This window comes from Streptomyces sp. CNS606 (assembly GCF_000426325.1).
Genome location: NZ_AUFD01000030.1, coordinates 22,396 through 43,347 on the forward strand (window position 1 = coordinate 22,396; position 20,952 = coordinate 43,347).

A 20,952-nucleotide genomic window follows, 5' to 3' on the forward strand; every position below is an offset into this window, starting at 1 on the left:
CCCGCGGTCACCGGCCCGCGGTCACCGGGCCCGCCGGAGGCGGTCCAGCGGCCTGTGCGGCCGTCCGCGCCGCACTTGCCGGCTGCCCCCGCTCGGGCAGCAGCGCCAGCACCGCCTGCCGCTGCCCCTCGTCGGTCTCCTCGTCGTGCGGGTCCGGCGTCGCCGGCACCTGCAGGCGCAGCACCGGACCACCGCCCAGCCGCGCGTACCCGCGCCCCCGCGGCGGCTGCGGCGCCGGCGCCGCAGCCGGTCCCTCGCCCAGCACCGCACGCACCTGGTCCGCCGACTCCGGCCCCAGCACCACCCGCGCCCGCGTGTATGCCCGTACCGCCTGGGCCAGCGTCTGCGCCCCCTCGAACTGCTCCGCCACCACGACCGTCACGTGCGCGGCCCGCCCGTGCCGCAGCGGCACCTCGAGCAGCTCCTGCGGGTCGCGGCGGCCCTCCGCGCGGGCCAGATGGCTCAGCAGCGCCGGCCGGTCCACCACCACCCACAGCGGCCGCCGCACGTCCGCCGGGACCGGGTCACCCGCCTGCCGCGCCCGGTGCCCCGTCAGCAGCCGCCGCTCCGTCTCGTGCACCACCCACTCCAGCGCCGCCAGCGCTCCCACCACCGACGACTCGACCGCCGGCACCCCCGGCCGCCCGGTCAGGAACGCGAACTCGCCGGCCCCGCCGCCTTCCACCACCAGCACGTCCCCGTGCCGCAGCGCCTGCACCGCCACCGAACGCAGCAGCGTGCTGGCCCCCGACCCCGGATTGCCCAGCACCAGCAGGTGCGTCTCGGTCGAACGCGGCCCGGTGCGCCAGACCACCGGCGGCACGTCCCGCGAACCCCAGCCGTCGGTCACCGGCAGCGTCCGCGGAACCGCCCCCTCGTCGGTGAAGCCCAGCACCGTCTCGCCCGGGGAAGTGACGAACGGCTGCGCCACCACGTCCGCCGGCAGCGGCGGCAGCACCGACAGCTCCAGCCGGTTGCGCTCCTCGTCCCATCCGAAGCGGTACTCCCGGCCCCGCCCGGCCTTCGCGTCCAGCACCCGCTCGACCCGCTGCCGCTGCTCGGCGTCGCAGTCGGCGAAGTGCGCCGGATAGCGCAGCAGCAGCCGCTCGATGCGGCCCTCCCCGGTGAAGGAGAATTCCTCGAAGCTGCGCTCGTAGGTCCCGTCGTGGGCGTACAGCGGCTCCTCACCCGGCTCGTCCGCGCGCGCGAAGCACGGCACCAGCGCCTCGTACAGCGACTGCAGCCGGGCCAGTTCCTCCGGGCCCGGACCCGTCTCGGCCGGTGCCTCCACGGCGTCGCCGCCCCGGCCCTTCCACCCCGCGACGACGAGCAGCGCCCCGACTGCGAGCGCCGGCCCGTACGGCAGCAGGTACACGCACAGGAGACCCACGAAGACCAGCGCGCCCACCGGACCCCGCCGTTCCTGCGGCGCGGCCTGCCACCAGGCGCGGCCGCCGTACGCCAGCCTGCGCAGGCCACGGCCGACCACCACCAGCGGCTGGAGGACGTCCGCGGCGCCGTCCGCGCCGGTCCGCGCCGCGTCCCGGCTCCTGCGGACCGCCTGCATCGCTCCGCTCCCGAGCCCCGTCAGACCGGGCAGTGGCAGCAGACCCACAGCCTCTCCTCCCTCATGCGCCGCCGGCACCTCACCGCGTCCACCGTCCCGGCCCTTAGAGCTGGAGGCCGCCGATCAGGCCCGCGAGCGTCTCGCCGCCCGCCTTGATGCCCGGCGCGATGGCCGTGCCCGCCAGGTAGAAACCGAACAGCGCGCACACCGCGAAGTGCGACAGCTTCATCCCGTCCTTCTTGAAGAAGAGGAAGATGACGATGCCGAGCAGCACCACACCGGAGATGGACAGAATCATGGAGACTCCTGGACTAGGGGACTTTCACCATGAGCTGTTCCACCATCACAGAAAGTATTATAGGGAGGAAAGCCGCAAATGGGTGATTCACCGGTCGTCGGCGGGAGCGTCGCCTCACCCGGTTGCGTCTTCTGCCGTGTCGTCGCGGGCCACGCGCCCGCACACCGCGTCCTCGAGGACGCCACCGCCGTCGCGTTCCTCGACACCCGCCCCCTGTTCCACGGCCACGTCCTGGTGGTCCCGCGCCGGCACGCGGAGACCCTCACCGACCTCACCGAGGACGAACTCGGCCCGTTCTTCGCCCGTGTCCGCCGCACCACGGCCGCCGTCGAGGACGCGCTCGGCGCGGCAGGCACCTTCGTCGCCGCCAACAACCGCGTCAGCCAGTCCGTGCCCCACTTCCACGTCCACGTCGTCCCCCGGAACCGCAAGGACGGCCTGCGAGGTTTCTTCTGGCCCCGTACCCGGTACGCGGACGAGGCGGAAGCGGAGGACGTGGCGGCCCGGCTCCGCGCGGCGCTCGCCGCCGCAGCCGGCTGACCCCGCCCGGGCGCCCGCGCCCACCGGACTCACCGCGCCCGCCGCGCCCGACGCGGAGGGGAGCGAGGAAGGAGCGGGGCATGCTGTTCACCGACCGCGCCGAAGCCGGCCGGCTGCTCGCCGAACGGCTGGGCCACCAGCGCGGCAACCGTCCCGTGGTGCTCGCCCTGCCGCGCGGCGGCGTGCCCGTCGCCCACCCCGTGGCGCACGCCCTCGACGCGCCCCTGGACGTCGTGCTCGTCCGCAAGCTCGGCGTCCCCAGCCACCCCGAGGTGGCGTACGGCGCCCTCGGCGAGGACGGCGTCCGCGTCCTCAACCCGGACGTCCTCGCGGCCGCCCACGCCGGCCCTGGTGAACTGGAGCACACCGAGCGGGCCGCCGAGACGGAACTCGCACGCCAGGCCCTCCGCTTCCGCGGCGACCGCCCCCGCGTCCCCCTGGACGGCTGCACGGCGATCCTCGTCGACGACGGCATCGCCACCGGAGCCACCGCCTCCGCCGCGTGCCGCGTCGCCGCCGCCCACGGCGCCGCCCGCGTCGTCCTCGCCGTCCCCGTGGCGCCCCGCGACACCGCCGCCCGCCTCGAGAAGACCGTCGACGAACTCGTCTGCCTGTCCGTGCCGGAGGTGTTCTTCGCCGTGGGGGAGTGGTACCGCGACTTCTCCCAGACCACCGACGACGAGGTCGTCGGCATCCTCTCCCGCCCCACCACCCCCTGAGGCGCCACGCACCGGGCGCAGGCCCGGCGAGACCCCGCGCCCCTCCCTACACTGGCCTCGTGGCCCGACCCAACGACGACGTCGCGGCACTGCTCCAGGAGTACGCCGACCTCGTCCAGATCAGCGGCGGAGACGCGTTCAAGGCACGCGCCTACGAGAAGGCCGCCCGCGCGATCGGCGGCCACCACACGGACGTCTCCACCCTCGACGCCCGGGCCCTGCGCGACATCCCCAACGTCGGCCGGTCCATCGCCGACAAGGTCGCCGCCTACCTGGCCACCGGCACCATGCCCGAGGTCGAACAGGCCCGCGCGCGCATCCCCGACGGCGTCCGCCGCCTGATGGCCATCCCCACCCTCGGCCCCAAGAAGGCGCTCACCCTCTACGAGACGCTCGGCATCTCCTCCGTCCCCGCGCTCCGGGAGGCCATCGAGGCCGAACGGCTCCGCGACCTCAAGGGCTTCGGGCCCAGGACCGAGGAGAACATCCTCCACGGCATCGACGTCCTGCAGGCCTCCGGCGGCCGCGTCCGTCTCGCCCAGGCGGCCGAGACCGCCGAAGCAGTCGTCGCCGCCCTCACCGCCATCGACGGCTGCGAACGGTGCACCTGGGCCGGTTCCCTGCGCCGCATGCGCGAGACCGTCGGCGACCTCGACATCCTCGTCGCCGCCCGCCGCTCCGCACCCTTCATGGACGCCCTCACCCGGCTGCCCCACGTCGCCGAGACCCTCGCCCACGGCACCAAGAAGACCTCCGTTCGCACCACCGACGGCCTCCAGATCGACCTGCGCGTCGTCCCGCCCGGTTCCTGGGGCGCCGCCCTCATCTACTTCACCGGCTCCAAGGCGCACAACATCCGCATCCGCGAACGCGCCGTCCGGCACAAGCTGAAACTCTCCGAGTACGGACTCTTCCACGCCGAGACCGGGCGGAAGATCGCCGCCCGCACCGAGGAGGACGTCTACCGGCGCCTCGGCCTGCCCTGGATCCCGCCCACGCTCCGTGAGGACCGCGGCGAGGTCGCCGCGGCCCTGCGCGGCGAACTGCCCGCCACCGTCACCGACGCCGACCTCCGCGGCGACCTGCACACCCACACCGACCTCACCGACGGCCTGGCCTCCCTGGAGGACATGGTCGACGCCGCCGCCCGTCGCGGGCTGGAGTACTACGCCGTCACCGACCACGCCCCCGACCTGGTCATGCAGCGCATGACGGACGAGAAGGCGCTGGCACAGCGCGACGCGGTCCGCGCGCTGGACGAGCGCCACCGCGGCATGCGCCTGCTGCACGGCACCGAGCTCAACATCGACCCCGACGGCGGCGTCGACTGGGACGCGGAGTTCCTCGCCGGCTTCGACGTGTGCGTCGCCTCCGTCCACTCCCACTTCCGCCAGAGCCGCGACGCCCTCACCCGCCGCCTCGTCCGCGCCTGCGAGAACCCCCACGTCCACATCATCGGCCACCCCACGACCCGCATCCTCGGCAAGCGCGAGCCCGTCGACGCCGACCTGGACGCCGTCTTCGCGGCCGCCGCCCGCACCGGCACCGCGCTGGAGATCAACTCCCACCCCAACCGGCTCGACCTGAACGACGAGAACATCCTCCGCGCCAAGCGCCACGGCGTGAAGTTCGCGATCGACACCGACGCCCACTCCGTCCGCGACCTGGAATACCACCGCTTCGGCGTGGGCACCGCGCAACGCGGCTGGCTCACCCCCGACGACGTCATCAACACCTGGCCGCTGCCACGCCTCCTCCGTCACCTGGACGGAACGGGAAACACACGCTGACCTCCCACCTCCCGGAGGACACCATGGACACCCGCTTCCTCGCCCCGCTGCTGGACCGTCCCGGCCCGTGGGCCTCGGTCTACCTGGACACCTCCCGGGCCACCCAGGACGCCGCCGACCGGCTGCGCCTGCGGGCCCGGGCCGCCGGCGGACAGCTCACCGCCCAGGGCGCCGACGACTACACCCGCGACGCCGTCGCGCGGCACCTCGCCGCCGAACCCGCCGCCGGAGCACCCCCGGGACGGGCCCTGTTCGCCACCGGCGCCGAGGTCGTCCTCGACGTCCCCCTCGTCACGTCCCCCTCGGCCGTCCTCACCAGTTGGTCCCCCCTGCCGCGCCTCGCCCCGCTGCTGGACCACCTCGACCACGCACCCGCCTGCCTCCTCGCCCGCGTCGACCACACCGGCGCCGACATCGAACTGTGCGACGCCGGAGGCCGCCGCGCCGTCGGCCGCGCCGACGGCGCCGAAATGCCGGGCCGCGGACACCGCAGCCTTCCCGCAAACCGTCACGAATGGCACTACCGCCACCGCATCGAGAACGGCTGGGCCCGCACCGCCGACATGACCGCCCGTGCCCTCACCCGCCACTGGGGCCCCTCGGGCGCCGCCCTGCTGGTCCTCGCCGGCGATCCCCGCGAACGCCGAGCCGTACGCGAACGCCTGCCCGAGCACATCCGCCGCCGGGCCGTCGAAGCCGACCGCGGCACCCGTCACCGCGGCGGCTCCCCGGACGCGGTGGACGCGGCCGTCGCCGAGGCACGCGACGCCCACGTCCACCGCCACCTGGAGGACACGCTCGATCTCTTCCGCGCGGGACGCGGGCGCCCCGGCACGCACCTCGCCCCTGGCGGGGAAGCCTGGCCCGGACAGGCCGCCGACGGCATCCCCGCCGTCGTCGACGCCGCACGCAGCCACCGGCTCGCCACCCTGCTCCTCGCCGCGTCCGGCCCCGACCCCGCCCACGAGGTGTGGGTCGGCCCCGCCCCCGACCAGGTCGCCGTCCGCCGTACCGAGGCCCAGGCCACCGGGGTGCGCCGCCCCTCGTCGGCCCGCGCCGACGACGCCCTGCTGCGCGCCGCGGCCGCGGCCGACGCGGACGTGCTCCGGGTGCCCGTCGGCGGCCCGGGCCCCGCGGGCGGCTGCGGCGCCGTACTGCGCTGGGCCACCCGCAGCCCGCAGGGCACCGTGGCCTGACCCCGCGGCGGCGGGGACCGGCATCCGCCCGCACCCGCTCCGCCCGGAGAGGACTAGCCGCCGCCGCGCCGGGCACCCGGAGCCCGAGAACCAGCCCAGGAGGAGGGACCCGGCAGTGCCCATCGCGACCGTCAACCCGGCAACGGGGGAGACCCTCAAGACCTTCGACGCCCTCGGCCCCCGCGAGATCGAGGACCGGCTGGCGGCGGCCCACGAAGCGTTCCAGCACCACCGCGTCACCACCATGGAGCGCCGGCAGGAACTGCTGCGCGCCGCGGCGGACCTCCTCGAGGGCGAGCAGGACGACGTCGCCCGCACCATGACGCTGGAGATGGGAAAGCCCCTCGCCGCCGCCCGTGCCGAGGCGGCCAAGTGCGTGAAGGCCATGCGCTGGTACGCCCGGCACACGCCCGCCCTCCTCGCCGACGAGCACCCGGCCGAGGACGACGTCGCCGACTCCGGAGCGGTGCGCGCCGTGGTCCGCTACCGCCCGCTCGGCCCGGTCCTCGCCGTCATGCCGTGGAACTTCCCCCTCTGGCAGGTCGTACGGTTCGCCGCCCCCGCCCTGATGGCCGGGAACGTCGGGCTGCTCAAGCACGCCTCCAACGTGCCGCAGACCGCTCTCTACCTGGAGGACCTGTTCCGCCGTGCCGGTTACCGCGACGGCTGCTTCCAGACCCTGCTGATCGGCTCCGGAGAGGTCGCCACCCTGCTCCGCGACCCGCGTGTCGCCGCCGCCACCCTCACCGGCAGCGAAGGAGCCGGCCGCTCCGTCGCGTCCATCGCCGGCGACGTCGTCAAGAAGACGGTGCTCGAACTCGGAGGCAGCGACCCCTACCTCGTCCTGCCCTCCGCCGACATCGCCAAGGCCGCCGCGACGGCCGTCACCGCCCGCACCCAGAACAACGGCCAGTCCTGCATCGCCGCCAAGCGCTTCATCGTCCACGACGAGGTCTACGACGACTTCACCCAGCGCTTCGTGAGGGCCATGGACGCCCTCACGGTCGGCGATCCGATGGCCGACGGCACCGACATCGGCCCCCTCGCCACCGAACAGGTCCGCCGCGACGTGGAGGAACTCGTCGAGGACGCCCGCCGCCAGGGCGCCACCGTGCTGGTCGGCGGCGCCCGGCCCGAGCCGGACGGAGCCGGCTGGTACTACCAGCCCACCGTGCTCGCGGACGTCACCGACCGCATGCGCATCCACCGGGAGGAGGCCTTCGGGCCGGTCGCCGTCCTCTACCGCGTCGGCAGCCTCGACGAGGCGCTGGAGACCGCCCACGACACCCCCTTCGGCCTCGGCTCCAACGTCTGGACCCGCGACCCCGCCGAGCAGGAACGCTGTGCCCGCGACCTGCAGGCCGGCGGCGTCTTCGTCAACGGCATGACCGCGTCCCACCCCGGCCTGCCCTTCGGCGGCGTCAAGCGCTCCGGCTACGGGCGGGAACTCGGCGGACACGGCATCCGGGAGTTCTGCAACATCACCACTGTCTGGTACGGCCCCGCGGACTGACCACACCACCCGGCGCCGTCGGGCGGCCCCGCACGAGGCGCTACTTGCGGGCCTGCACGGTGAACAAGCCGCCCTGCCGGTCGCGGAGGATCGCGTTGCGGCCCCTGGGGGAGTCCTCCGGCGCGGCCGCCACCGTGCCGCCGGCCTCCACCGCCACCCGCACCACCTCGTCCACGTCCTCCACGTAGAACGACACGTGCCACCGTGGCCGCACGTGCGGGTCGGGGGCGGACTCCACGCCTCCGCCCCGGATCGTCGCCACCGTGTGCGGCCCGAACTCGACGGTGACCGCGTCGTCGCGGTAGTCCACCTCGCAGCGTTCAGGGTGTTCCGACGCCCACTCCAGGACTTCGCCGTAGAACATCGCGGCGGCGAACGCGTCCCGGGTGCGCAGCTCCAGTCTGGCGGGCGGGCTGCCGTGCGCGACGTGCCAGCTGGAGTGCACCGACCCCTCCCACAGCCCGAAGATCGCACCGCCCGGATCCGCGGCCAGGGCCGCCCGCCCGTCGCCCAGCGCGATCGGGCCGATGGCCAGCGTCGCTCCCCGCTCCCGGATACGGGCCGCGGCCGTGTCGGCGTCGCCGACGCCGAAGAACGGCGTCCACGCCACCGCCACCCCGAGTCTGCGGCTCACGGCCCCGATTCCCGCGACCGGAACCCCGTCGGTCATGGCGATGCAGAAATCCTCCCCGAGCCGTCCCGGCCGGAAGGTCCAGCCCAGCACCGGGCCGTAGAACTCCTGAGCCGCCTCCATGTCGCAGGTGGCCAGGCTCACCCAGCAGGGTGCGCCGGAAATCGGGCGCTTCGCCGCCGCCACTCCGCCTCGCCTCACTTCCGTATGCTGACAGAAATGGACAAATGCCTCAGGGTCGGAGTCCACCCTAACGGAATCGTCGTGACGCGCCGCCGCGCACCGCGCGGCTCAGTCCGTGGGCTCCTCCGGTTCCGGCGGCTCCCGGTCGCCGAGCTCCCCGCCGCCCGGGGTGCCGGACCCGCGAGGGCCCGACCCGGCCTCGTCCGTGTCCGGGAGCCCCTCTGTGCTGCCGGTGCCCTCCTCCCGCGCCTCCTTGCCGCCGACCGCCTCCTGGTCCGGCAGGTCGCGGGGGACGCCCGTACGCCGGGCCGCAGGGCCGTTCTCATGCGATTCGCCGTTCATACCCTCATCGTCCCTCGCGGCGCCGACAGGCGGAACGGCAGACGGGCGACGCGGTGGTCGAAGCTCGTCGGCGGCACGGACGGCGGCGCCGTGGTGTGCACGTCCGGATACCGCGTGAGCAGGGCGTGCAGCACCGCCCGGATCTCCTGCCGCGCCAGATGCGCGCCCAGACAGTAGTGCGGCCCGCCCCCACCGAAGCCCAGATGCGGATTCGGGCTGCGCGTGACGTCGAACGCCTCCGGATCGGCGAACACCCGCTCGTCCCGGTTGGCGGAGCCGTAGCAGAGGATCACCCGGTCGCCGGGCCGGTAGCCGCCCGGGCCGCCGTACTCCCCGGCGACGGTGCGCCGGAACTGGTGGATGGGTGTGCTGTGCCGGACGATCTCCTCCACCGCCGTGTCCAGGTGAGCGTCGAGGCCAAAGAGCAGCACCTCCCGCTGCCCGGGATGCACGGTCAGCAGGTGCAGGCCGTGCGCCAGCGCGTTGCGCGTCGTCTCCACACCCGCCACCAGCAGCAGCGAGAAGAAAGCGCCCAGCTCACGTGCCGACAGGCTCTGGCCGTCCCGGTCCGGCGCCACCAGCCGGGAGATCAGGTCGTCACCGGGGCGCTCACGCCGCTCCCGCCCGACCCGGGCGACGATGCGGTGCATCCCCGCCAGCGCCCGCAGTCCCCGACCGGGCGTCCGCAGCCGCTGCGCCAGGGTGCGGTCCAGACCGACGTGCTCGGACGCCCGGTCGATCAGCACCTGGATGCTCTCCCGCTCGGCCTCCGGGATGCCCATCATCCGGCACAGCACGTGGAACGGCATCGGCGCCGCCACGGCCGCCACGAAGTCCCCGGTGCCGTCCCCGCCCACGGTGCTCGCGATCCCGTCGACCACACGGTCCGCGGTGCGCCGGATGTCGTCCTCGGCGCGCGCCAGGATGCGGGGCGTGAACGCCCGCGCCACGACCCCGCGCAACCGGGCGTGCTCCGGGCCGTCGAGGTTCACCATGGACGCCCCGAAGAGCGCCCGCACCCACCTCGCCGGCGGGGGAGTCGTCGCCCCCGGCGCGCTGCGGAAGACCTCCGGCCTCCTGCTGGCCTCCGTGACATCGCAGTGGCGCACCAGGGCGAACGTCCGGCCGCGCTCGCCCTCCTCCACCAGCACGGGCTGCTCCCTCGCGCGCAGGCGCGCGAACGCTGCCTGCCGCTGCGGCCCCGGCAGTCGCCAGAAGTCCGGCCGGAGGGGATTGACGTCGTCGGGCACGCAGGCACCGGGCTCGGGCAAGGACACCACCCCCACACCACGGAACAGGACCCGCACAGTATGTTCTGTTTCGTTCCTCCCGGGCGGTATTGGCGCCCTCGGCGGGTGTGTCCCCCCCCACAGGCGGCGTAGGGTCCGGGCATGCCCGTAGGGATCAACGCCCGTTCGGCGGCGGCAAGACGCAGACCGCCCACGAACCGCGCCGCCGGCTCCCCGGGAGCGTCGTCAGCGACCCGGAACACGCCGGGTTCGGCCTGCACCGCATGCTGCCGCCCGCTCTGCGGCGCGACTTCCAGGACCTCCCCGCCGGGCGGCAGGGCGTGTACGAGGTCCTCGACCGTCTCCTGGCCGAGCACCACGGCGCCGTCATCGTGCCCATGACCGTCGTCGAGCCCGCCCACCTCGCCGAGACCGTCGGCCGGCTGCGCGAACGCGGCCACGAAGTGCATCACATCGCGCCGCTCCGGGAGAGCTTCGCCGTCTCCCGGCTCGACCACTGCCTCGAACGCCTCCGAGGAACGGAGCTCGCCGCGCACCTGCGGACCGACCACCTCACCGTCCCCCAGGTCGCCGACCACGTCACCGGCCACGCCGGTCTCCGCCCGGCACCCGGCACCCACGGACGGCTGCGCGGTCGGCTCCGCCGCCTCCACACCGGGCTGCGCCACATCCGGTTCGACTGACCCGCCGCCGGCGCCCCCCGGCTACGGTGAGTGCCGGTCTGCTCCGTAGGCGCGGCCGGGCAGCGGACGGTCCAGGTCGCCCGTCCGCAGCCGGTACACCTGGAGCCGGAGGTCGTAATACTTATCGGTCTCGCCCACCCATTCCATGCCGATGCGCTCCGCGGTGGCCGCCGCCCGCGCGTTCGCCGGGCGCACCACGGCGAACAGCTCGTCGACCCCCGCCTGCTGCAGCGCCCAGTGAGCCGTGGCGTGCCCCGCCTCCGCCGCGTACCCCCGCCCCCAGGCGCCCGGCTCGAGCTGCCATCCGATCTCGAGGTCCTCGCCGCCGGGTGGCAGGTACAGCAGGATCACGCCCCCGACCACCCGCCGCTCCGCCGTCAGCTCCACCGCCCACCGCCCGGTGGGCGGTGACCCCCGGTGGTCCTCGGCGATCCACTGCTGCAGCACCAGCCGCATGGCGTCCCGGTCGCTGACCGTGTCCATCGCCGGACTCAGCCACCGTGCCACGTCCGGTCGCCCGTAGATCGCGAAGGCGGCCTCCACGTCGTCCAGCCTCCACGGGCGCAGCGTCAACCGTTCCGAAACGATCGTGCTCGCCATGTGTCCTCCCGCGGCCGTACCGCGGGGCGGGTAACCCCTCACGCCGCCCGTAGACCACCCGGCTTCGTTCATCTTCGGGAACAGGGCTCGTCGACGGGTTGCAGAGGCGGTTGCTGATCAACCGCCCCGGAATCTCGACCGGACGACGCCACGTGCCGGTCTCCATGACTGTCGTCCCCGAGGGGCGCACGACAGCCCGGGAATCCGGGCCGGCCGAATCTCGCGGCCGGGGGCCACCGTCCGTGAACGCGGTCCGCCCGCCCGCGGCGGCAGCTCCTTGCACGGCTCCGCCACGGGTCATCCCGGACCGCCGCGCACAGTTCGCGCGCACGCCCCGCCGGCGGCGGACGAGACGCCCCGCCGCGAGCCGGGGGACCGCCCTGCCGGGTCCGCCGGCCCGCGGCCGACCCGGGGCGGCTCCGCCCCGGCCCTCAACCGCGGCGCGGAGCCGTCGGCGAAGCGGCGAAGCCGATCGCTCCGGTGGGGCAGAGCCGGACCGCGTCCCGGACGGCCTGCTCCTCCTCCGCGCGTGGCACCGCGCGCAGCAGCCGCACCGAGCCGTCCTCCTCCGACTGGTCGAAGACCCCCGGCGCGGTGAGCACGCACATGCCGGACGCGCAGCAGCGCTCCGGGGCGATGCGCACCCGCATCCTTGCCGCCCCCGTCACCACGCCACCGGCAGCGAGCGGGGGCCGACCACCACGGAGAACTCGCGGAACGCCAGATCCTCAGGCACCACGGCTGCGCGCAGCCGCGGGAAGCGCCGGAGCAGGGCGGTCAGGGCGATCTGGAGCTGTACGCGGGCCAGGGCCTGGCCGATGCACTGGTGGACCCCGTACCCGAAGGCGACGTGCCCGCGGGCATCACGGCCCAGGTCGAGCTCCGCGGCGTCCGGGAAGGCGGCGGCGTCGTGGTTCGCGCTCTGCAGCGACACCACCACGCCCTCTCCGGCCTCGATCACCTGCCCGCCCAGCCGGACGCGTTCGGTGGCGACACGGGCGATGCCGTCCCGCACGACGGCCAGGTAGCGCAGCAGTTCCTCCACGGCCGGACGCAGCAGCTCCGGGGCGCCACGCAGGGCCGCGGCACGCTCGGGGTGCCGCACCAGTGTCAGCACGGACATGCTGATCATGTTCGCGGTGGTCTCGTGCCCGGCGATCAGCATCAGCCGCGCCAGGGCGACGACGTCCTCGTCGGTGAGTGCGGCGGACTCCTGCTGCGCCAGCGCCGCTCCGATGAGATCGTCCGTGGGACGGGCCCGCTTCTCCTCGACCAGTTCCGCCAGGTATTCCTCCAGCATCGTGAACGACGCGGTCGCCGTGTCCGGGTCGGTGTCCGTGGCGACCACGTTCGTGCTGTGCTCCTGGAACATCGCGTGATCCCGGTACGGGACGCCCAACAACTCGCACAACGTCCGCGAGGGCAACGGCAGCGCGAACGCCTGCACGAGGTCCGCGGGTGGTCCGCCCCGCTCCATGCCGTCCAGCAGCTCCTCCGCGGTGCGCTCGACGGCCGGCCGTAACGCTTCGATGCGGCGCACGGTGAATCGCGGGGTCAGGACCCGCCGCAGCACGTCGTGCCGGGGCGGGTCCATGCGCAGGAAGGACAGGCCGCCGGACAACGGCGGAAGCGGAATCAGGCGGGGGAATCCCGGATGCTGGTCGTCCGCGGAGAACCGGCTGTCGGACAGCACGGTGCGCACGTCCGCGTAGCGGCTGACCAGCCAGTGCATGCTGCCGTCGGACAGGGTGACGCGGACCGGTGGTGCGGCGTCCGGGATCACCGGCGACTCGGCGCCCGGCGGCACGGGCGGCCATACCGAGACCGGCCTGGTGTGAGCGGGGTCGGCGTGCTGCATGGGGCTCCTTCTGCTGGACCGGCGACAGGCAGGTGCCCGTGGCACGGCGAGCAGCGAACCAGCCGGGGCACCCCGCAGACAGCGGAGCTCACACGGCGCACGGAAGCACCGGTCAGAAGCTCATGACCGCCAGTGTCGCCACGAGACCGATACCCAGGGCGGTCAACGCCAGCAGCAGCACCGCGTTGCGTACGTCGGCATCGTGCTTCGCCATAGCCACACCTTCTCCTCGATTCACACACCGACCGCCCGCGGTGTGCGCGCGGCCGCACCCCGCGGACCCGGTGAGGCTCCCGGCGTGGTGCCGGGTCAAGCATCGTGCGAATCGGCGCGACATGAAAGCGGAACGGAGAAAGTCATGACTGTTTGCGCAGGTCACACCTGTTGTCTGCGGAGGGGCGCAGGAGCCGGTGCGGCCGTGCCGGCGACCGGCCGCATGCTGCGGTGCGCATGCCCGTGGCCGGAGCGACGACTCCACATGTGTGAAGGGACGGTGTCGCCGATCCCGTCGCTGGCGGACCGAGGTCAGGCAGCACCTCGTTCTGTTCGTGGACCGTCAGCGCCACGCTGTCTTGCCTTTTGATGTGCAGCGGGCTTCGGGCGTCGCTGCTCATTCGTCGGCGCTTCTTGCTGGTTCGGCGCGCGGCACCTCCCAGGTTCCAGGGCAGCCGAGAGACGCACGGCGAGTTCTCCCTGGCAATGCCTCCCCGGGAGCCTGGGAGGCCCGGTCTCCACCCGCTCTCCGGGGCCTTCTGGAGGCGTCAGGGACGTTCTGGGGTGTCCTTCTCGGACTGGAGAAGGGGGCTGCGGCGGTGCCGCAAAAGCGCCCCCAGGGGTACCGCCCGCCCGTTGGGCGTGGGTGGTGTCTGTGGTGGTTTCTGTTCTGGGAGTTGCGGATGGCGGATGCGATGGTGTGTGGGGGTCTCGTGCGTGGGGCTCTGTGTCCCCGGGCGGGGAGGTTCTACTGTGGTGGGCGTGACGGTTTCCCGGACCGGCGTATGCGCCGTACCCGGCCTCGAGGTGCTCCGCGCGCGACTGCGCAGGGCGATCTTCGCGCGTGTGGCCGGGCCGGACGGGCCCGGTGTGCGTGCTCGTATTCATGACGCTCTGGGACCGCGCTGGTTCGGGGAGGGGAGTCCGATCCGTCTCGTGCACGGTGACGCGTCGATGATCGTGGGTGGATTGCGTGCGTTGTTGCTGCAGTCGTTGCACCCTCTGGCCATGGCGGCGGTTGCGGGGCACTCGGGGTTTCGTGGTGATCCCTGGGGGCGTCTTCAGCGGACCAGTGCTTTCCTGGCTGTCACGACGTTCGGCACTGCCGGTGACGCGTGTGAGGCGGTCGACGCCGTCCGGGCCGTGCACCGGCGTGTGCGGGGCAGGACGGCCGAGGGCCGGTGCTATGCGGCCTGTGATCCTCGTCTGCTGGCCTGGGTGCATGCCGCGGAGGTCGACAGTTTCCTTTGTGCGTACCGTCGTTTCGGTGCGTGTCGTCTCGGCGATGCCGGGTGTGACGGGTACATCGCGGACACCGCCCGTGTCGCTGCTGCGCTGGGTGTCCGGGATCCTCCTCGCAGCCAATCCGAGCTCCGCGCCGTGCTGGACGGATTCGCGCCTGAACTGCGTGCTACGGCCCCGGCGTTGGACGCGGCGCGTTTCCTGCTCCTGCAGCCGCCGCTGCCTTTGGCGGCACGGCCTCCGTACGGTCTCCTGGCCGCGAGTGCCGTCGCGCTGCTCCCGCCGTGGGCGCGCCGGGAGCTGCGTCTTCCGGGTGTGCCCGCTGTGGAGAGGGCCTTGGTGCTTCCGGCGGGCGCGGCGGTGACGCGTGGCATCCGCTGGGCCATGGCGCCTCCCGCCCTCTGACCGGGGACTCCCACCCGGGGTACCCCGGAGCAGCCGCCCGCCCGTCGCGCGAGCGGTACGTGGCTGCCCGGCGTGATGGCCGCGCCGGTGTCCTTGCGGCCGGGTGTGGTGCCGGGTTCTTTCGGGGTGGGGGCAGTGCCGGCGTGGGGGTCTTGCGTCACGAAGTTCGGAGGTGGCGGGGGCGCCGTTCGCGACCGCTCACACGAGGTGGCCCCTGTGTGGTGGGGGTCAGGGCGTGGGTTCGGGCGCTCGCTGGTTCTGTCGGGGGGCTGGTTTCTGGGGGATGGGGTTGGTGGCTGTCGCGGCGAGTTCCCAGCCTTGGGCCCGGCACGGCCGGGGCAGGGGCGGGAATCGGTCGTAGGGCCCGGCCGAGTGCCACAGGTGTCTGCATGCCGCGGTGCATGTGTAGGCGGCGGCCATCGGGGCGCGTTCGCCGGGCGGGAAGATGTGCACCTTCTCCATCGTCGTTCACCCCGGATCGTCTCGCTCTGTGCGCACGGGCTTCGCCACCACAGACGCCTCCGCTCCTGCGCGGGTTCCCGGCGCCCCGCTTCGTGCCTGTATTCGTGCCGGTCTCGTGCAGCGTGGGGTTGTCGTGTTCTCGGCTTTCCTGTGTGGGTGAGAGCGCCGCCCCAGCCGCCGCAACGTCCTGCGCGGCGCCGCGGCGGCCTCTACGACAACGGCCGCCGGCAGACCATCCTGGGACTCGGCTTCGAGGTCCAGCCCGACTGCATCGGCTTCGGCAATAACCTAAAGCCGGCGGTAACGCCCGCCAGGCACATCCGCTGACCAGGACGTAGATGATGGCGGCGAACACCGTCTCATCAGGTGTGTCCGGCGCCCCGCCGCCCTGCGGCCGGACCCGCGAGGGAGGGATCAGCGGCTTCGCGATCTCCCACAACCCGTCCGGAACGATCCAACTCCACCTACCCCGCCCCATGACCAGCTCAACGACGCCTCACCACATAGGACACGGTCTTAGCCACCGCATCTGGAACCCAGGACGTGGGGCAGGTCACCGCTGTCGCTTGTTCGTGTTGCGGTCCGGTTGTCGTGTCGGTGTGCGGGGGTGGGGGGTGTTGCGGGGGGTGGGAGCCAGCCTTGGTGTGCGGCGGTTGCGATGAGTTCGCAGCGGCTGTCGGCGTGGAGGAGGTTCATGGCCTGGGTGATGCGGCGACGGACGCTGCGTGTGGATACGCGTGTGCGGCGTGCGATCGATGCGTCTTTGTGTCCTCGGGCCAAGAGGATCAAGGTGTCCAGTACCTGTGGTGGCAGGGGTGAGGGGGGATGCGCGGTGGTGTCGGGTGTGTTCGCTTCCTGGGGCGACAGGGCTCTGTTGTGTGGTTCGTCCAGTTCTGGTCGGCGGATCCGGGCGGTGGCCCAGATGGTCTCGAACAGGGCGGCCGCCGGCGCCACGAGCGCCGTCCCGTTTATCAGGTAGGCACCGTTCGACGGGTGGGGGCCGGCCGGTATCACCGCCGTCCGCTCGTCGAGGATCAGTAGCCGCGTCGGTAGGGCGGGAGCGGTCCGCACCTGTGCTCGGGCCTCGGTCAGTGACGCGCACGGGCGGCGTAGGTGCGTGGCCTCGAGAGCAGTCTGTGAACACAGTGTGCGGATCACCGGTACCCGTCCGAGGGCATCACGGTCCAGGCGGAATCCCGAGGACGGTTCGTCGGTGGTCAACCCGTTGTCGGGGAGTATCGACTGGACCGTGCGGCGGACGCTACGGGCGAGTCGGTACAGCGTCGCTGTGGCCACCGTGGCATCCGGAAGTAGCTCGACACCCGCTTCGACCTGATGGCTGCGCGCGGATGCGTAGTCGTGAACCAGGTCGTCCAAGGCGTCCTGAGCTTGTTTCAGCACATGCTGTCGCTGCTTCAGGCGGCGCTCTTCCTCACGTAGCAGAGTGAGCACCGCGTCCTGGGGCGGGCGGAGGTCCGGGGACTCCGTCAGATCCTCGCCGGTCGGCCGCACGAGGAGACCGGCCCCGGCCAGTGTGTGTAAAGCGTTCTTCAGTTCGGCCTCCCCAAGACCGAGCAGGGTACCGATCTGTGCAGCGGTGCGGTTGGGGTGGACGAGGGCGGTGCGGTAGACGGATTCCGCCAGCGCACCGATACCCAACTTGTCCAGCATGCCGTGTCCTCCGGGGTGGCCAGAATCGACTAGCGACTTGTTTGGAACCGCCGTTCTCGAAGAACGGCTCCCGGCCCCCGCCGAGGAACGTCCTGCGCGGCACCGTCAGTGACCGGTTCCGCACCCGCAGTGTCACAGTGGGCTGCCGGTTGTACAAGACGGCAACACACCCCATGTGCCGCCGGCTGCAGGGAAACTGTCGCCCCCGGCCCGGCGGGCCTGGTGCGGCGGGGGCCGCCGCACGCCGAACCGGGCGCCGCCACGCCGGTGTCCGGATCCGGCAATGGCCGCTTGTGGCCGCCCGTGCACTCTTCTCGTCGGGCCGGGTGATCGGGAGTGTGGTGGGCTGCGGGCGGCCCACGGCGCGTCCGGATGCGCCACGACCGCCTGCGTCACCCGTGTTCCCCCACCCAGAAGGAGTTCCCATGCGGAACAAGAGACTGTGGACGGCCACCACGGTGGTTGCCTGCTCGCTGGGCCTGATCACCGGGCCTCTGGGCATGACCGCAGCAGCCGATGCGAAGGATGCCGTCGCGCCCGCCGACGCCCGCCCGGCGAGCCAGGCCTTCGCGGCGGCGGCAGCCGGCGACGGCGCCGGCCTGGCCCCGGGCGAAGCCCCGAACGCCTGGGCCAGCGACATGGGCAAGGCCGCGGCGGCCGGTTTCGCGGGCGGAGTCGCCGCTGGGGCCGTGGACGCCGCTCGCGGTGCGATCGCCGGAGTCTCCACGCCCACCGACGCCGAGCTCGTCAACGAGCAGGCCTTCGATGTCCCCGCCGGCCCGAACGCCTGGGGCAGGGACATGGCATCGGCGGCGGTCGGAGGAGCGGCAGGCGCCCTCGGCGCTGGGGCCGTGGACGCCGCTCGGGGCGCCATCGCCGGGGTCTCCACACCGCAGGCCGAGGACACCGCGGGCGAGACGCTCTTCGACTGACGGCACAGAGCCATGTCGGTTCCCGGGGCAGGGTGTGCGCCCGACGCAGCCTGTCCCGGGGCCGGGGCTCCTCCGCACCCGGCTCTTCCTCCCCCGCTCTTCCCGCCTCGGTCCCTAAGACGCCGCCCTTCGAGAGGAGAACAACCATATGAGTGCCCGTCCCCGCACCGCGGGCAGACGAGGGGAACGAGCCGTCGCCGCCCTGGCTGTGACCGCCGTGGGTGCCCTGCTGGTCCACTTCACGCTGAGTTTCCTGCATGTCGCCCCGGCCAATCCGGTGTCCCACCGGTACCAGAAGCTCGTCGATGGATACGTGCAGCCCTACTTCCTGCAGAACTGGCACCTGTTCGCTCCCGAGCCGGTCAACACCGACCGCGGGGTCCTCGCACGGGCAGAGATCCGTACACCGGACGGCACCGCCATCACGCCGTACCTCGACCTGACCTCGCCGGAGCTCGACATGGTCGAAGGCCATGCCGCTCCCAGCCGCGCGGCCCGCCAGGTGAGCGGAGCACTGCAGATGTATGACGAGGCCGTTCGGCAGCTCACCAAGGCCGGGGCGGGCCCCAAGACACAGGAGACCAGAACCCCGGTCACCGGCCGCAAGGACCAGGAGGCCCCGGACCCCCTGGCCGAGGCAGACGTCAGCATCGGCCCGGACACCCCGCCCGTACTGGCACGGTTCTACGACCGCACGGTCGACCAGCTCGGCAGCCTCGCCCTCGACGGCCTCGAGCGCCGCTACGGCGCACCGATCCACGTCGAGGCCGTACAACTACGCGTCGTCGAGCACACGTTCCCGCGCTTCTCCCAGCGGGACGACCCCGGGATGGGCGAAGTCGCCTACCGCACCCTGCCCTGGTGGGACGCCGAGGAAGTGAGGAGCGCATGAGCGCGGCAGCAGTCGAGGCCCTGCGGGAAGAGATGACGCGTGCCGCAGCACGGCTGCGCGAACAGGCCGATGCTGTCTACGATTCGGCCACCGGGCGCCGCTGGGCCACGCACGGCCTGGCCGTGCTCCGCGTCGGCTACGGACTCGCCATCCTCGGCATCCTCCTCAGCAGCCTCAACGACTGGCAGCGGATCTGGGGCACCCAATCCCCCTTCACCTCGGAGCTGATGCAGCGGTACCTCACCGACGCCGGGGCCCTGACGCTCTTCACGCTGTCAGACAGCGCATGGTGGAGCACCCTGCTGCTCACCGCCACCGTCGTTGCCGCTCTCCTGTTCGCCCTCGGGTGGCGGACCCGACTGGTCACCCCGGTGCTGTTCGTTCTGGTGGTGTCCTGGCACGAACGCAACCCGCTTGTGGTGGACGGCGGTGACAACGTCCTCCGCCTGGTTCTGGTCTATCTGCTGCTGGCCGACTGCTCCGCCGTGTGGTCACTGGACGCTCGCCGCCGCCGGCTGCAGGGAAGGGCGGGTACCAGCGCCCCGTCCGGCGGCTCCTTCTGGCGAGCGTGCACCGTGCTGCACAACACCGCGATCGTGGCCGTCATCGTTCAGATCTGTTACGTCTACCTCGCCTCCGCCATGTTCAAGGTGCAGGGGTCCATGTGGCAGAACGGCACCGCGCTGTACTACACGCTCCGGGTCGCCGAATTCTCACCATGGCCGGGGCTGTCTGAGCTCCTCTACCCGCACGCCTCGCTGATCACTGCTCTCACCTACGGAACGGTGTTCTTCCAGATCGCCTTCCCCTTCCTTCTGCTGAACCGCACGACCAGAGGACTCGCCGTTCTCGGCGGGATCGGATTGCACGGCGGCATCGCGGTCCTGATGGGGCTGCCGTTCTTCTCCCTGACGATGATCGCCACGGAGATGGTGCTGGTGAGCGAACGCCGCTGGCACGCCCTGGCGCACCTCGCCGGCCGCCTGCGGCAACAGCAGGGGTCGGAGGCGTCACTGCAGAGCCCGCGCTCCGCGGTGTCGCCGCAAGGGCATCCTGCGAGTCCGGCCGCGAAACTCCCTTCCCAGCCACGAGGCGCGTCGGCCGATCAGGGCGTCCCGCTGGACGGTGGGAGAGTCCGGACCCGTGTGGGCGACTGACGCGGCAGCGACGTCTGCCGGGGGCGTCGGTTTCGTGCCACGGCTGGCTCATGATGCCGTCACCGGTCGGCACACGCGCGGTACGGCTCGACAGAGGCGTGACAGTGGACGTTGAGACTTCGAGTCGGAGTGCCCACCACCCGTGCCATCCCGCTCGGACCTGGTACTGGCTGCACGTGATACCACGGTAGCGACATCCACCGTTCTTTGCGGGTAAGTCAGGATGGGTGAAGAAGGTCTGGGGCGTGGCAAGAATGCGGTGGGTGGGTGATTCGCGAATACGCGGGTCGAGGAGACCCGACCGGGCGGATGCTCAGGTGGAATGCTGGCGGTGGCCATCATGGCGAGGGTGCCTACTGGAGAGTCGTGGGACGTGAAGGAGATCTGGGACGGATCATTCGATGACCGGGGAGCGAAAGCTGGCCGACTTTCGGCGGTGGACTCTCGCCGTGTTGGACCTGCTCAGCGTAGAACCCGATCGTCAAGCTGCCTGTTTGCAGGCGTCAGGAGTGGGGGTGGATGAAATCCTGTTTCAGTTCGACGACGTGCTGCATGTAGCTCGCGCCAGAGTGGACGATCGTTCGCTGAGTCATGTGGAGTATCTCTGTTTCAGTCGGTCAATGGGCACGCGGATGCTGTGAGTGCGGGGCCTGAGTCGATGTGGACTGAGCTCGCGCTCGAAGAAGCAGTCGAATGGCGAGAGCTGCGGGTTGCGGCCGAGAGTGGTGAGGGTGAGTTTTGGGAGGTCTTGGAGTTAGTTGTTTTGATGGTTCGCCGGGTTTTGTCGGTGGGTGATTTGTGGCGAGTC

General features: G+C 72.5%; 19 protein-coding genes and 2 pseudogenes. 11 read left to right on the forward strand and 10 right to left on the reverse strand.

The window, feature by feature from the left end:
- Nucleotides 1-7: 7 nt before the first annotated feature.
- A complete protein-coding gene (locus tag K304_RS29885) occupies nt 8-1,615 on the reverse strand; it encodes an FtsK/SpoIIIE domain-containing protein (protein ID WP_106965625.1) in 1,608 nt (535 codons plus the stop codon).
- A gap of 55 nt (nt 1,616-1,670) precedes the next feature.
- Nucleotides 1,671-1,865: a hypothetical protein gene (locus K304_RS0118795; RefSeq protein WP_023531621.1), complete on the reverse strand. Its 195-nt coding sequence runs from the start codon at nt 1,863-1,865 to the stop codon at nt 1,671-1,673.
- A 78-nt stretch (nt 1,866-1,943) separates the two neighbouring features.
- Here K304_RS0118795 and K304_RS0118800 point away from each other — a divergent pair, with 78 nt between their 5' ends.
- The 5 genes and pseudogenes from K304_RS0118800 (at nt 1,944) to K304_RS0118820 (ending at nt 7,623) form a co-directional block, all read left to right on the forward strand.
- Complete coding sequence (locus K304_RS0118800; protein ID WP_027765014.1) at nt 1,944-2,405, forward strand: HIT domain-containing protein; 462 nt, start codon at nt 1,944-1,946, stop codon at nt 2,403-2,405.
- A gap of 80 nt (nt 2,406-2,485) precedes the next feature.
- Nucleotides 2,486-3,109: pseudogene (locus K304_RS0118805) on the forward strand (phosphoribosyltransferase); the annotation flags it as partial.
- Nucleotides 3,110-3,183: 74 nt separating this feature from the next.
- The gene (gene polX / locus K304_RS0118810) at nt 3,184-4,914 is read left to right on the forward strand and encodes a DNA polymerase/3'-5' exonuclease PolX (protein ID WP_027765016.1); all 1,731 of its coding nucleotides are present in this window, start codon (nt 3,184-3,186) and stop codon (nt 4,912-4,914) included.
- A gap of 23 nt (nt 4,915-4,937) precedes the next feature.
- Entirely contained in the window at nt 4,938-6,110 is a 1,173-nt protein-coding gene (locus K304_RS0118815) for a baeRF2 domain-containing protein (protein ID WP_027765017.1), read from the forward strand.
- 115 nt (nt 6,111-6,225) lie between these two features.
- Complete coding sequence (locus K304_RS0118820) at nt 6,226-7,623, forward strand: NADP-dependent succinic semialdehyde dehydrogenase (RefSeq protein WP_027765018.1); 1,398 nt, start codon at nt 6,226-6,228, stop codon at nt 7,621-7,623.
- A 40-nt stretch (nt 7,624-7,663) separates the two neighbouring features.
- Here the strand turns inward: K304_RS0118820 and K304_RS0118825 are convergent, their stop codons facing one another.
- The 3 genes from K304_RS0118825 to K304_RS0118835 all read right to left on the reverse strand — a co-directional run bounded on the left by K304_RS0118825 (nt 7,664) and on the right by K304_RS0118835 (nt 10,056).
- Nucleotides 7,664-8,398: a VOC family protein gene (locus tag K304_RS0118825; RefSeq protein ID WP_486591727.1), complete on the reverse strand. Its 735-nt coding sequence runs from the start codon at nt 8,396-8,398 to the stop codon at nt 7,664-7,666.
- Nucleotides 8,399-8,545: 147 nt separating this feature from the next.
- Nucleotides 8,546-8,779: a hypothetical protein gene (locus K304_RS29890; RefSeq protein ID WP_051308619.1), complete on the reverse strand. Its 234-nt coding sequence runs from the start codon at nt 8,777-8,779 to the stop codon at nt 8,546-8,548.
- Nucleotides 8,776-10,056 (reverse strand): cytochrome P450, encoded by a 1,281-nt coding sequence (locus K304_RS0118835; protein WP_486591728.1) that lies wholly within the window; start codon nt 10,054-10,056, stop codon nt 8,776-8,778. Before K304_RS0118835 ends, K304_RS29890 begins: the two co-directional genes overlap by 4 nt.
- An 80-nt stretch (nt 10,057-10,136) precedes the next feature.
- Between K304_RS0118835 and K304_RS29895 the strand changes: the two genes are divergently transcribed.
- The gene (locus K304_RS29895; protein ID WP_051308620.1) at nt 10,137-10,712 is read left to right on the forward strand and encodes a TmrB; all 576 of its coding nucleotides are present in this window, start codon (nt 10,137-10,139) and stop codon (nt 10,710-10,712) included.
- A 21-nt stretch (nt 10,713-10,733) separates the two neighbouring features.
- Here the strand turns inward: K304_RS29895 and K304_RS0118845 are convergent, their stop codons facing one another.
- From K304_RS0118845 to K304_RS0118855, 3 genes are all read right to left on the reverse strand, one after another.
- A complete protein-coding gene (locus tag K304_RS0118845) occupies nt 10,734-11,312 on the reverse strand; it encodes a GNAT family N-acetyltransferase (protein ID WP_027765021.1) in 579 nt (192 codons plus the stop codon).
- A 431-nt stretch (nt 11,313-11,743) separates the two neighbouring features.
- Nucleotides 11,744-11,956, reverse strand: a complete 213-nt coding sequence (locus tag K304_RS0118850; RefSeq protein WP_486591729.1) for a ferredoxin — start codon at nt 11,954-11,956, stop codon at nt 11,744-11,746.
- A 20-nt stretch (nt 11,957-11,976) separates the two neighbouring features.
- Nucleotides 11,977-13,170, reverse strand: coding sequence for a cytochrome P450 (locus K304_RS0118855; protein ID WP_027765023.1), 1,194 nt, complete (start codon nt 13,168-13,170; stop codon nt 11,977-11,979).
- 975 nt (nt 13,171-14,145) lie between these two features.
- Between K304_RS0118855 and K304_RS0118865 the strand changes: the two genes are divergently transcribed.
- A complete protein-coding gene (locus K304_RS0118865) occupies nt 14,146-15,030 on the forward strand; it encodes an oxygenase MpaB family protein (protein ID WP_051308625.1) in 885 nt (294 codons plus the stop codon).
- 682 nt (nt 15,031-15,712) lie between these two features.
- Here the strand turns inward: K304_RS0118865 and K304_RS32335 are convergent.
- Nucleotides 15,713-15,970: pseudogene (locus K304_RS32335) on the reverse strand (transposase); the annotation flags it as partial.
- 38 nt (nt 15,971-16,008) lie between these two features.
- Nucleotides 16,009-17,163 carry a hypothetical protein gene (locus tag K304_RS33430; protein WP_158687364.1) on the reverse strand — a complete coding sequence of 385 codons (1,155 nt, stop codon included), beginning with the start codon at nt 17,161-17,163 and terminating at the stop codon, nt 16,009-16,011.
- A 425-nt stretch (nt 17,164-17,588) separates the two neighbouring features.
- Between K304_RS33430 and K304_RS0118880 the strand changes: the two genes are divergently transcribed.
- The 4 genes from K304_RS0118880 (at nt 17,589) to K304_RS0118895 (ending at nt 20,785) form a co-directional block, all read left to right on the forward strand.
- On the forward strand, nt 17,589-18,095 hold the full coding sequence (locus tag K304_RS0118880) for a hypothetical protein (RefSeq protein WP_027765025.1): 507 nt from the start codon (nt 17,589-17,591) through the stop codon (nt 18,093-18,095).
- A gap of 148 nt (nt 18,096-18,243) precedes the next feature.
- Complete coding sequence (locus tag K304_RS31760; RefSeq protein WP_158687365.1) at nt 18,244-18,987, forward strand: DUF5819 family protein; 744 nt, start codon at nt 18,244-18,246, stop codon at nt 18,985-18,987.
- Complete coding sequence (locus K304_RS29910; RefSeq protein WP_051308622.1) at nt 18,984-20,144, forward strand: HTTM domain-containing protein; 1,161 nt, start codon at nt 18,984-18,986, stop codon at nt 20,142-20,144. Before K304_RS31760 ends, K304_RS29910 begins: the two co-directional genes overlap by 4 nt.
- A gap of 401 nt (nt 20,145-20,545) precedes the next feature.
- Entirely contained in the window at nt 20,546-20,785 is a 240-nt protein-coding gene (locus K304_RS0118895; RefSeq protein WP_027765026.1) for a hypothetical protein, read from the forward strand.
- Nucleotides 20,786-20,952: the final 167 nt, after the last annotated feature.